Annotated in this window: 13 protein-coding genes and 1 tRNA gene; 12 read left to right on the top strand and 2 right to left on the bottom strand. The window is 70.6% G+C overall.

What is annotated here, in order from left to right; all coding sequences use genetic code 11:
- Positions 1-144: 144 nt before the first annotated feature.
- The 12 genes from PKA89_RS13985 (at position 145) to PKA89_RS13930 (ending at position 10,781) form a co-directional block, all read left to right on the top strand.
- Positions 145-1,014, top strand: a complete 870-nt coding sequence (locus tag PKA89_RS13985) for a flagellar motor switch protein FliM (RefSeq protein ID WP_324420470.1) — start codon at positions 145-147, stop codon at positions 1,012-1,014.
- Positions 1,015-1,039: 25 nt separating this feature from the next.
- Positions 1,040-1,441, top strand: a complete 402-nt coding sequence (gene fliN, locus PKA89_RS13980; protein WP_324420468.1) for a flagellar motor switch protein FliN — start codon at positions 1,040-1,042, stop codon at positions 1,439-1,441.
- A gap of 15 nt (positions 1,442-1,456) precedes the next feature.
- A complete protein-coding gene (locus tag PKA89_RS13975; protein WP_324420466.1) occupies positions 1,457-2,077 on the top strand; it encodes a flagellar biosynthetic protein FliO in 621 nt (206 codons plus the stop codon).
- Positions 2,070-2,870: a flagellar type III secretion system pore protein FliP gene (fliP, locus tag PKA89_RS13970; protein WP_324420464.1), complete on the top strand. Its 801-nt coding sequence runs from the start codon at positions 2,070-2,072 to the stop codon at positions 2,868-2,870. The genes PKA89_RS13975 and fliP overlap by 8 nt, the downstream gene beginning before the upstream one ends.
- A gap of 8 nt (positions 2,871-2,878) precedes the next feature.
- Positions 2,879-3,148, top strand: coding sequence for a flagellar biosynthesis protein FliQ (gene fliQ, locus PKA89_RS13965; RefSeq protein ID WP_324420462.1), 270 nt, complete (start codon positions 2,879-2,881; stop codon positions 3,146-3,148).
- Positions 3,148-3,927, top strand: coding sequence for a flagellar biosynthetic protein FliR (locus PKA89_RS13960; protein WP_324420461.1), 780 nt, complete (start codon positions 3,148-3,150; stop codon positions 3,925-3,927). The genes fliQ and PKA89_RS13960 overlap by 1 nt, the downstream gene beginning before the upstream one ends.
- On the top strand, positions 3,924-5,042 hold the full coding sequence (locus PKA89_RS13955) for an EscU/YscU/HrcU family type III secretion system export apparatus switch protein (protein ID WP_324420459.1): 1,119 nt from the start codon (positions 3,924-3,926) through the stop codon (positions 5,040-5,042). Before PKA89_RS13960 ends, PKA89_RS13955 begins: the two co-directional genes overlap by 4 nt.
- A 125-nt stretch (positions 5,043-5,167) precedes the next feature.
- On the top strand, positions 5,168-7,237 hold the full coding sequence (flhA, locus tag PKA89_RS13950) for a flagellar biosynthesis protein FlhA (RefSeq protein WP_324420457.1): 2,070 nt from the start codon (positions 5,168-5,170) through the stop codon (positions 7,235-7,237).
- A gap of 1 nt (position 7,238) precedes the next feature.
- Entirely contained in the window at positions 7,239-7,502 is a 264-nt protein-coding gene (locus tag PKA89_RS13945) for a hypothetical protein (RefSeq protein WP_324420455.1), read from the top strand.
- Between the two features lie 62 nt (positions 7,503-7,564).
- Positions 7,565-7,637 (top strand) — tRNA-Thr (locus PKA89_RS13940).
- Positions 7,638-7,793: 156 nt separating this feature from the next.
- Complete coding sequence (locus PKA89_RS13935; protein ID WP_324420453.1) at positions 7,794-8,924, top strand: site-specific integrase; 1,131 nt, start codon at positions 7,794-7,796, stop codon at positions 8,922-8,924.
- A 696-nt stretch (positions 8,925-9,620) separates the two neighbouring features.
- A complete protein-coding gene (locus tag PKA89_RS13930) occupies positions 9,621-10,781 on the top strand; it encodes a hypothetical protein (RefSeq protein WP_324420451.1) in 1,161 nt (386 codons plus the stop codon).
- Positions 10,782-11,140: 359 nt separating this feature from the next.
- On the opposite strand, the gene PKA89_RS13925 is transcribed toward PKA89_RS13930, so the two are convergent.
- Together PKA89_RS13925 and PKA89_RS13920 are read right to left on the bottom strand one after the other, a co-directional pair.
- The gene (locus PKA89_RS13925) at positions 11,141-11,329 is read right to left on the bottom strand and encodes a helix-turn-helix domain-containing protein (protein WP_324420450.1); all 189 of its coding nucleotides are present in this window, start codon (positions 11,327-11,329) and stop codon (positions 11,141-11,143) included.
- A complete protein-coding gene (locus PKA89_RS13920) occupies positions 11,326-11,535 on the bottom strand; it encodes a hypothetical protein (protein WP_324420448.1) in 210 nt (69 codons plus the stop codon). The genes PKA89_RS13925 and PKA89_RS13920 overlap by 4 nt, the downstream gene beginning before the upstream one ends.
- Positions 11,536-11,694 lie beyond the last annotated feature (159 nt).

Below are 11,694 nucleotides of genomic sequence, written 5' to 3'. Positions count from 1 at the left end.
CCGGCAGGGAGCCGGCCGGGAGCCACCCGGCGAGGGGGCGCCGCCGTCGGGCGGACGTCCCCCGCCGGGTCGGCCGAACGGCCGGTTCGCGGGCCGTGGCCGGTGGATGCCTCAAGGCCCTCCCCGGGGTGCCGATGGGCAGGCGTGAGTGTCGAGCCCGCGCCCTACGACTTCCGCAGCCCGGACCGCCTCTCCCGGCAGCGGGAGCAGGCGCTCCAGGTGGTCGTCGAGACCCTCGCCCGGCGCGTGTCGACCGTGCTCTCGAGCAGCCTGCGGACCATCGTGCCCGCCCGCGTGGTCTCCCTCGGCCAGCGCACCTACGGCGAGTACCTCGAGTCGGTGCCGCGCCCGAGCGTGCTCGGGGCCCTGGCCGTCGAGGGGCTGCCCGGCGGCGGCCACCTCCAGCTCGCGCTCGGCGACGTCATGGGCTTCCTCGACCGGATGCTCGGCGGCACCGGGACCGGTGAGCAGCCCGAGCGTCCCCTCACCGAGATCGAGTCCGGCCTCGCCGAGATGCTCCTCGGCCAGATCGTCGGCGAGATCCCCTTCGCGTTCACCGTGATCGGCGACCTGCCGGTCGCGCTCACCGGCCTCGAGTCGACGGTCCGCTTCCACCAGGTGGCTCGCGCCACCGACCCGGTCGTCACGGTCGAGCTCGAGCTCGGCGTCTTCGAGCGGCCGGTGGCGCTCACCGCCTGCCTCACGCTGAGCACGCTGACGCCGCTCCTCACGACCCTCGACAAGATGGCCGACGACGACGGAGCGGGGGAGCGCGCGGCGCAGACCCGCCGAGTCGTCACCGAGCGCCTCGGCCACGTCGAGGTCGACGTCCGGGTCGCCTTCCGTGAGGTGACGCTCACCTCGGCCGAGGTGTTCGCCCTCTCCGTCGGCGACGTCGTCCCGCTGCGCCACCGCACCGAGGAGCCCCTCGTCGTCTCGACCGGCGCGGTCCGCGTCGCCCGCGCCACGCCCGGCAGCCACGGGCGGCGCCTCGCCGTCCAGATCGTCCCCTGACCCCGACCCCACCCGAGGACCCACGATGACCTTCCCCGACACCCCGCAGGACGCGTTCGCCGAGCCGGCGGCCGCCGCCCCGGCCCTGCCGCCGCTCGGTACCCCGGCCGCCGCCCCGACCGCGGCCCCGGCCGCCGCCCCGACCGCGGCCCCGGCCGCCGTCGACCCGCGCCGCCTGCACCTGCTGCGCGAGGTGGAGCTGGGCATCAGCGTCGAGCTCGGCCGCAGCCGGATGACCGTCCGCGAGGTGCTCGGGCTCGCCCCCGGCGCCGTCGTCGAGCTCGACCGCCCGGCCGGCAGCCCCGTCGACGTCCTCGTCAACGGCACGCTCATGGCCCGCGGCGAGGTCGTCGTCGTCGACGACGAGTACGCGGTCCGGGTCACCGAGATCGTCAGCACCGACCCCGCCGTCGGCCTCGGCGCCTGACGGAGGGGACCACACGTGCTCGAGATCCTCCGGCTCCTCGTCTCGCTCGGGGTCGTCCTCACCCTCCTCGTCATGCTCGCCCGCTGGGCGAAGCGACGGGGCATCGGGGGCGTCGCCGCGGCCGGGTCCGGGCACGAGGTCGAGCTGCTGTCGCGCCGGGCGCTGGGTCGCGGCACCGCCGTCCACGTCGTCCGGGTCGGCGAGCAGGTGCTCGTCCTCGGGGTCACCGACCAGCAGGTCTCGCTGCTGCGCGAGCTCGTGCCGGCGGCCGTCCCGGCCGCCGCCACCGACCGCCCGGAGGACCCGGAGCAGCCCGAGGAGCCCCGGGGGCCGCTGACGCCGCCGACCGACTTCGCCGCCGTCCTCGCCGCCCGCTTCGACGACGAGGCCGCGGCCCCGTCGCTCACCCTCGTCCAGCCGGCCACCCGCGCCGAGCGCCGCGCCCTCGAGCGCACCCGCTCGCACCGCGGCCACCACGCCCGCGGCGTGCGCTCCGGCCCGACCGCCGGCCGGCTGCCCCACCCGTCGACCATCCCGCTCGAGCGCCGCGGCGCCGCCCCGGCCGAGGTGCCGGCCGGCTGGCCGTGGAACGCCGCGAGCGTCGTCGTCGGCGCGCTGAAGGGCGGCCGTGCGTAGTCCTTCCGCCCTGCTGCGTCGCCTCCGCCGGCTGGCGCTCACCGTCGCGGTCCTCCTGACGACGTTCGGCGCCACCGCGACCCCGGCGTTCGCCGCGCCGACGCCGACGCCGAGCCCGTCGGGCTCGCCCGGCCCGGTGTCGGTGACCCTCGACGCCGGCGCCACCCAGCCGAGCCAGACGGTGACGATCATCGTGCTGCTCACGGTGCTCTCGCTGGCGCCCGCCCTGCTCATCCTCACGACGGCGTTCACCAAGGTCATCGTCGTGCTGTCGCTGACCCGCAACGCCCTCGGCACCCAGACCATCCCGCCGAACCAGGTGCTCGTCGGGCTCGCCCTCTTCCTCAGCCTCTTCATCATGGCGCCGACCCTGTCCCAGATGAACGACGAGGGCGTCCAGCCCTACCTCAAGGGCGAGATCACCCAGTCGCAGGCCATCGACAAGACGGTGGAACCCCTGCGCGACTTCATGGGCAAGCAGACCCGCCCGGCCGAGCTCGCGACGATGGTCAAGCTGAGCGGTGCCGAGAAGCCCAAGGACATCAACGACGTCCCGCTGACCACCCTCATCCCGGCCTTCGTCCTCTCCGAGCTGAAGTCGGCGTTCATCATCGGCTTCGTCGTCTTCGTGCCGTTCCTCGTCATCGACGTCGTCGTCAGCTCCGTGCTCATGTCGATGGGCATGATGATGCTGCCGCCCGCGCTCATCTCGCTGCCGTTCAAGCTCCTGCTCTTCGTCATGGTCGACGGCTGGGGACTCATCGTCACCGCGCTCGTCCAGAGCTACCGGTAGGGGCGAGGATGACCGACGCCGACATCGTCCACATCGGGGTGCAGGCCATGGTGGTCAGCGCCAAGCTCGCGCTGCCCGTCCTCCTCACCGCCCTCGCCATCGGGTTCGTCATCTCGCTCTTCCAGGCGGTGACCCAGGTGCAGGAGGTGACCCTCAGCTTCGTCCCGAAGCTCATCGGGGTCGCCGTCGTCCTCGTCGTCGCGGGCCACTGGATGCTCCAGGAGGCGGTCGCGTTCACCCGCAGCATGTTCGACCTGCTGCCCCAGCTGCTCGCCTGATGACGATCTCGTTCGCCGCCGACTCGCTCGTCACGATGCTCCTCGCGACGGTGCGGCTCTCGGCGTTCTTCCTCCTCGCCCCGCCGTTCAGCAGCAAGGCGGTGCCGGTGCGGGTCAAGGCCGGCCTCGCCGTGGCGCTGGCGCTCGCGGTGCTCCCCGCGCTGCGCGGGCACGCGACGCCGGCGCTCGAGCTGCTGCCGCTCGCCGGGGCGACGCTCTACCAGGCGGTCGTCGGGGCCGCGATGGGCTTCGTCGTCCTCGCCGCGTTCTCGGTCATCCAGGCCGCGGGCGAGCTGATCGACCTCGCGAGCGGCTTCACCCTCGCGAGCCTCTACGACCCGCTGTCCAACGTCTCGAGCAGCCTCTTCGGTCGCATCCACCAGCTCCTCGCGATCACCCTCCTCTTCGCGCTCGGCGGCCACCTGTTCCTCGTCCGCGGCCTCATCGCGACGTTCACCGTCGTGCCGCTGCACCCGATGTCGCTCGGCGACCTCAGCCGGCTGGTCACCGACCACGTCGGCACCTTCCTCGGCGGCGCCCTCCAGGTGGCCGCGCCGGTGCTCGTCGTGCTGTTCCTCTCCGAGGTCGCGCTCGGCCTCGTCTCGCGCGCGGTGCCGACGCTCAACATCTTCGCGATCAGCTTCCCGGTGAAGATCGTCCTCGCGATCACCTTCGCGGGCGTCGCGTTCGCCCTGCTGCCGGGCGTCGTCAGCACGGTGATGGACCAGGTCGGCCGGGACCTGACGTCGGTGGCCCGGATGCTCGGGACCAGCGGATGAGCGGCGGCGGCGACAAGGCCCAGCGGACCGAGAAGCCGACCCCGCAGCGGCTGAAGAAGGCCCGGCGCGACGGGCAGGTGCCGCGCACCGCCGAGCTCAGCGCGTGGACGGCCGTCCTCCTCGCCTCCATCCTCCTGCCGCACCTCGTCCGGGGCCTCGCGGAGCTGTTCGGCGAGCTGCTCCACGGGCTGCGAGAGGTCATCGCCGACCCGCGTCCGGAGCAGGGGGTGGCCCTCATGGGCCGGGCCACCGTCGACGCGCTGTGGGTCCTCGCACCGTTCCTCGGGGTCATGGTGGCGGCCGCGCTCGTCACCAACGCCGCCCAGGGCGGGCTGCGGGTGTACCCGGGCAAGTTCAAGCCGCGCTTCTCGGTCCTCAACCCGGCCAAGGGCCTCAAGCAGCTGGTCTCGGCCCACGCGGCGTGGAACTTCGTCAAGACGATGCTCAAGTTCGTCGTGTTCGGCTGGATCGGCTACGTCCAGCTGCGCGACGCCGCGACGATGATGACGACCGGCGGCTCGTGGTCGCTCGGTGCGGCCGCGTCTGCCGCGGTCGGCGCCGCCGTGCACGTCCTGCGGGTGGTCGCCGCGGTCGGACTCGTCCTCGCCGCCGCCGACTACGTCGTCGAGCGCCGGCGGATCGGCACCTCCCTCAAGATGACGCCCGACGAGGTCAAGCGCGAGCACAAGCAGTCCGAGGGCGACCCGCTGCTCAAGGGCCTCATCCGCGGCAAGCAGCGTGAGATGAGCCGCAACCGGATGCTCGCCGACCTCTCCTCCGCCGACGTCGTCCTCGTCAACCCGACCCACGTCGCCGTGGCGCTCAAGTACGAGATGGGGCACGGAGCACCGCGGGTCGTGGCCCGGGGAGCCGGGGCGGCGGCGACGAGGATCCGTGAGGAGGCCGCCGAGCTGCGGCTGCCGATGGTCGAGGACATCCCGTTGGCGCGCACCGTCTTCCGGCTCTGCGACATCGGCGAGGAGATCCCGCCGGAGCTGTTCGACGCGGTCGCCGGCGTGTTCGTCTTCGTCGTCGGGCTGCGCAGGCGCGGCGTCGTCGGGGGAGTGCACCGCAACCCCGCCGCCCACCGGGAGCGTGCCGGTGTCGCCGTCTGAGCCCGCGCGCCACAGGTTCCCGCCGGGTGCCGGAGACCCCGAACACCTCAGGTCCGTGACGTCCCTGCCGATGGGGGTTCCGAGATGACTGCCACCCAGCCTCCCCGCCGCCACCGCGAGGTCCGATGAACCCGCGGCTGAGCCAGATCGGCATCCCCGCTGCCGTCGTCGCGGTCGTCGTCATGATGGTCGTGCCGGTGCCGAGCATGGTCCTCGACCTGCTGCTCGCGCTCAACCTCACGCTGTCGGTGCTGGTCCTGCTCGTCGCGCTGCGGGTCACCCGGCCGCTCGACTTCGCCGTCTTCCCCTCGCTGCTGCTCGTCGCGACGCTCTTCCGGCTGGCCCTCAACATCAGCGCCACCCGCCTCGTCCTCGTCGACGGCTTCGCCGGCAAGGTCATCGAGGCCTTCGGTCACTTCGTCGTCGGCAGCTCGATCGTCGTCGGCCTCGTCATCTTCCTCATCCTCGTCGTCATCCAGTTCGTCGTCATCACCAACGGCGCCGGGCGCGTGGCCGAGGTGGCCGCCCGCTTCACCCTCGACGCGATGCCGGGCAAGCAGATGGCCATCGACGCCGACCTCAACTCGGGGCTCATCGACGAGGACCAGGCCCGCAAGCGCCGTGCCGACGTCGCCGCCGAGGCCGACTTCTACGGCGCGATGGACGGTGCCTCGAAGTTCGTCAAGGGCGACGCGATCGCCGCCATCGTCATCACGCTCGTCAACCTCATCGGCGGCCTCGTCATCGGCGTCGTCCAGAACGGGCAGGCGGTCGGGGACGCGATCTCGACCTACAGCCTGCTCTCGGTCGGCGACGGCCTCGTCTCGCAGATCCCCGCCCTGCTGCTGTCGATGTCGACCGGCATCATCGTCACCCGCGCCTCGACCGAGCGCGACATGGGCGGCGACATCCTCCACCAGTTCGGCCAGCAGCGCGGCGCCATCCAGATCGCCGGCGTCGTCATCATGGGCCTCGCGCTCGTGCCCGCGCTGCCGAAGCTGCCCTTCCTCCTCGTCGGTGGCGGTGCCCTCCTGCTCGCCCGTTCCATCCCCAAGCTCGAGGAGCGCGAGGAGGCCCGCCGCATCCAGGAGGCGGCCGACGCGCGGGACGCGGCGCCGTCGCCGGACAGCCCCGAGGTGCTCGCGCACGACATCCGGGTCGAGCCGCTCGAGCTCGAGCTCGCCTTCGACCTCATCAGCCTCGTCGACGCCGACAACGGCGGCGACCTGCTCGGGCGGGTCAAGGCGCTGCGCCGCAAGCTCGCGATGGAGCTCGGCGTCGTCATCCCGCTCGTACGCACCCGCGACAACCTCGACCTGCCGTCGCACACGTATGCCATCCGGGTCCACGGCGTCGAGGTGGCCCGCGGGGAGGCGCCGGCCGGGCACGTCCTCGTCATCGGCGACGCGGTGATGCACCTCGAGGGGATGCCGACGCGGGAGCCCGTGTTCGGGCTCGAGGCGAAGTGGGTCGCCGCGCACCTGCGCGGCCGGGCCGAGGCGCTCGACGGCACCGTCGTCGACCGCTCGTCGGTCATCACCACCCACCTCGCCGAGATGGTCCGCCGGCACGCCGCCGACCTGCTCGGCCGCGAGGACGTCAAGCTGCTCGTCGACGCCGTCCGCTCCACGCACCCTCAGGTCGTCGAGGAGCTGACGCCCAACCCGCTCTCGCTCGGCGAGGTGCAGCGCTGCCTCAAGGGCCTGCTCGTCGAAGGCGTCAACATCCGCGACCTCGTCCGCATCTTCGAGGCGATCTCGTTGCGCGCCAGGGTCTCCACCGACCCCGACGGCCTCGTCGAGGCGGCCCGGCTCGCGCTCGGCCCGGCCATCGCGGCGTCGCACGCGACCGGGGGCGACCTGCACGTGCTCACGTTCGAGCCGCGGCTGGAGCAGCGGCTGCTCGAGTCGCTGCGGACCGGCGAGGGCGGAGCGCAGCTGCTCCTCGACCCGTACTTCGCCGAGCGGATCGCCGTCGAGGCGGCTCGTGTGTCGCGCTCGGTGGAGGAGTCCGGGGTGCAGCCGGTGCTCGTCTGCGCGCAGCCGCTGCGGCGGGCCGTGCGGCGGCTCGTCGAGTCCTCGGCACCGCAGCTGGCGGTGCTCGCGTACCAGGAGCTCGGTGGGCACCTGCGCCTGACGACCGCGGGCGTCGTCGACGTCGCGCCGCAGCTGGAGTCGGCCGAGGCGGCGGTCTGACGTGGCCGGCGGGCGGTTCGGCGTCGGTGCGCTGCTCGGGGTGCTGCTCTTCGTCCCGGCCGGATGGCTCGTCTCGCAGGGCCAGCTGTCCGCCGGCGACGCCGTGGTGCGGTTCGGGCTCGCGTGGGTCGTCGCCGTCGTCGCCGTCGCGGTCCTCGGGTCCGTCCTCGTGCCCTCGCCTCCGGTGCGACCCGTGCCGGTCCCGTCGGCCGGTGCCCCCGTCGAGCCGGCGGCTCCGGAGGACGCCTCGGGCGACGGCGCCTGAACCGCCCTCGGCGGGGCCGCGGCTCCGCGTAGAGTGTGTGGCCGCCGGTCGCTGACCGGCGTGCTGGCGTGGCGCAACTGGCAGCGCACCTGTCTTGTAAACAGGTGGTTAGGGGTTCGAGTCCCCTCGCCAGCTCTCGCTCCTGACCTTGCCGTACAGCCCTCTCACCTGCGATGATGTGCCCTGTCGGCACCTTGGCCGACGTGGACACAGGGGGTCAGGGATGGACAGAATCTGTCGCCCGGATGGCACGCTGGCGGCACGAAATCCGTTGTGCCATCCCGTTCCGTCATGAGCGGGCGAGTCGGACAGCGCGGGTTCGGACGGATCCGGAAGCTGCCCTCGGGGCGCTGGCAGGCGAGCTACATGGCGCCCGACCTCCGCCGGCTCAACGCCCCGGTCACGTTCTTCACGAAGGCGGACGCCGAGGGCTGGCTCGGCCTGGAGCACCGGAAGATCGCGGACGGCGCCTGGGAGCGGCCGAAGCCTCCCGAGCCGCCCGCGCCACCGCCGGTGCTCGAGACCTTCGGCGACTACGCGACGACGTGGGTCGCGACGCGCGACATCAAGCCCAAGACCCGCGAGGGGTACGAGCACATCCTGCGCAGGTACCTCCTGCCCGCCTTCGGCGCTCGGCCACTCGTCGAGATCAAACCGCCCGACGTCCGCGCCTGGTGGTCGTCGATGGATCCTGGCACCCCGACGGTCCGAGCCCGCGCCTACGGCGTGCTCAAGGCCGTGATGAACACGGCTGTCGCTGACGACGTCATCGACGCCAACCCCTGCCGCATCCGTGGCGCCTCGAACGCGCCGCGAGCGAGGGACGTCCGGCCTGCGACTGTCGAGGAGCTGGCGGTCATCGTCGAGGCGATGCCGGACCGATACCGGGCCCTCGTCCTCCTCGGCGCCTGGTGCGCCCTGCGGTCGGGGGAGATGCTCGAGCTTCGCCGTCGGGACATCGACCTCGTCAACGGGACCGTCCGGGTCGAGCGCGCCGTCTCGCAGGTTCATGGGCGCGCCGTCGTCGGTACCCCGAAGTCCGCCGCCGGCATCCGGACGGTGGCGATCCCACCCCACGTCGTGCCGGCGATCGCGCACCACCTCGAGGAGTTCGTCGCACCAGGGCAGGACGCGCTGATGTTCCCCGCGGCCGATGGCGTCTCGAGCCTCCAGCCATCGGGCTTCTACAAGTACTGGAAGGAGGCGCGTGCCGCTGCTGGCCGGCCAGACCTGCGGATCCACGACCTCCGCCACACCGGCGCGACGATGGCGGCGATGGCCGGCGCGACCCTGGCCGAGCTCCAGCAGCGCCTCGGCCACAGCAGCGTCAATGCTGCTCTCCGCTACCAGCACGCCGCGCAGGGCCGGGACCGGCAGATCGCCGAGGCACTCTCCCGGATGTCGAATCTCAAGGCGGAGTAGCGCATCGGTCATCGGCCGTTGGGGAGGCGGACCATCATCCGGTCCACGTCGTCCGGGTCGAGGCGGATGAGCCGTCCGCACCGGTAGGCGGTCAACGCCCCGACAGCGATGTGCCGCCGAAGCGTCTGGTGCTGATCCCCGTGCGCTCAGCAGCCTGCGCGAGGAACTCGTAGGAGCGGCGTGCAGTCGTGGTCATCCTTGGCACCTCCTCCCAGCAAGGCGTTCGGGATTGACGTTCCTGGACCTTTCGAGCGGGACCAATTGCCACCGGAGGCCTCATTCGGCCCGCCGCGGCTCAGACCAGGGCCGATGTAAGAGAGCGCTGCTTAACGCCCACTGAGTCCGCATCCTCTTGGGTGCCTCTGTGTGGTCCCGGCAGTGCGCGTTCCCGAGCGATGCAAGCCACCGCCGATGCGATCCACAACTGCTCCGACTCGGCACTGAACCCGTAGGGTGGGCCTCTGCGACCCATCGCGTCAGAGGGAAAGTATGTTACGGATAGATCAGCGTGTGCTCGATGTCCCCATCGAGCCGAAGGACTTCCGGTGTGTCGTTGAGGCGATGCGAAGCAACGAGTGGGTGCCGGCCATAGCGGGCAGTCGGGAAGCATTTTTCGGGCTCGCTGCGGTGGAGCCTGCGTACGAGCCATTTCGTGATTCGCGCATGACCCCTGGCCAGAGCCCAGAGATAGGGCGCATGAGCGTCGAGGTGCTTTTCTCCTCGACCGCTACTTTTGTGCTCATGTTCGTGATTGAGGACCGCTACTGGACCACACGGGCCGCAGGTGAGCCGCCATGGAAGGGCGTCAATGTCATGCGAGTCGCCCGCGACGGTAACGGCGATCCAAGTAGCGAGTTAGACGACTTCTGCACACTTGTCCGATCGTCAATCTCGGCGGCGCTGGATGGCCGGCGAACAAGGCATTGGCCGACTGAATGGAAGGTTCCTTCAGCGTCCATATCCCGAATTAAGCGACTGAAGAACCAATTTGCTGACGAAGACGTGCCTCTGGTGTTGTCACCAGCGCAATTCGACCCTCCGACGTCGCACGCTGCTGAAGTCTTGGCAGACAGGCGAACGCGTGAACTGCTGATTGAGATCGCCCAAGCAAGGTTCGCACGCGAGACGGATGTGCTCTCGAAGCGTGGGAAGGCTCGCGAGGAGGTCGTAGCGTCCCTAGATGCCATGAAAGATCATGGGCTCATTGTTACTGAGCATATCCTTCAGTGCGAGAAGACCAGTTCTCCCTTGATTCGCCTCAGCGATCCCTCACAGTTGACAACCGAATCAACGGGCGACCTGAAGTGTGCCCATTGTGGGAGAAAATTCTCCGAGGAGTCACTGAGCGAAGGGTACAGCCTTTCGGAGGTCGGAAGGCAGCTTAGTCGCGGAAGCCATTGGATGACGGTTTGGGTGACTGATCGCCTTACGGACTTAGGTGTACCGATTGAGTCGATCGTGTGGAACCTCGAGGAGTCGAGCGAGGAGGTGGATCTACTCTTTGAGCACTTGGGGCGACTTTGGATCGTGGAACTCAAGGATCGGGACTTCGGTGCCGGAGACGCGCACCCATTCAACTATCGAAGAGTTCGCTATTCTGCCAACGAAGCGATCGTCATTTCGGCAGGCAAGATCTCCACAGACGCCAAGAGAGTATTCACCGAGCTAGAGAAAGGGGCCGGGCGGCCTCGGAGGGCACCCACGGCGATGATTCTTATTGAGGGGCTGGATCAGGTTTCGCCAACTCTTGCCGGAGTCTTTGAGCGGGCTGCGCTTGACCGCGTTCAGGCGCGCCTGGGCGGCCCCTCGTCCGTGACTGGCTTTGACCTCGCGCAGGTGGCGGCACAGCGTTCGTAAGGGCAACGCGAGGGCAGATGCCACAACGAAGAAGTCGGCGGTCGCGTCGCGAGAGTTAGCGTTCGCCGCGAGCCGGCAGCCCCATCGGGAACTCGTCGAAGCGACGACAGTTCCGCGGCGCGTGGTGCGGCGCCGCGAGCTGACTCATTCTCTCGCGAAATGACGCTTTGGAGGCGATGTCCTCCCCTAGCGTGCGGTTCCTGCCTCACGCATGGGCAACGCGGTGGCGACGAGCACCGGCTCGGCCACAGCAGCGTCAATGCTGCTCTCCGCTACCAGCACGCGGCGCAGGGGCGGGACCGGCAGATCGCCGAGGCGCTCTCCCGGATGTCGAATCCCAAGGGGGAGTAGCGCATCGGTCATCGCCCGTTGGGGACGCGGACCATCATCCGGTCCACGTCGTCCGGGTCCAGGCGGATGAGCCGTCCGCATCGGTAGGCGGTCAACGCGCCGGCGGCGATGTGCCGTCGAAGCGTCTTGGTGCTGATCCCGGTCCTCTCCGCTGCTTGGGCGAGGGACTCGTAGGAGCGGCGGCCGGCGGTGGTCATGGGCGGGGGATGCCGAGCCAGCGGCGGGTTTCGGCGACGGTGGTGTAGAGGCGGCCGGTGCCGTTGAAGCGGGACCAGCGGGGGCCGACGCCGCGGCGGCGCCAGTCGCGGACGGTGCGTTGGGGGGTGTGGATGAGGGTGCAGAACTGTTCGAAGGTGAGTAGGGCGGTGTCGTCCCAGTGGGTAGGGACCTCGATGGGGTGCATGGGCTGGCTCCTGCCGTCGACGAGTTGGTGCCTCTACTTCCAAAAGCCATTGGAGGGCCCCTACCGGGACATCCGCGGCCGGAGTCGTGACCGGATCGTTACCGTCCGATGCTGCGGGACGGGTCGGGGGACGTCGACGGGTAGGGGCGGTGTTCGGGG

It is taken from the genome of Phycicoccus sp. (genome assembly GCF_035325325.1).
Lineage (GTDB): Bacteria > Actinomycetota > Actinomycetes > Actinomycetales > Dermatophilaceae > Phycicoccus.
This window is presented reverse-complemented; position numbering and strand designations above follow the sequence as displayed.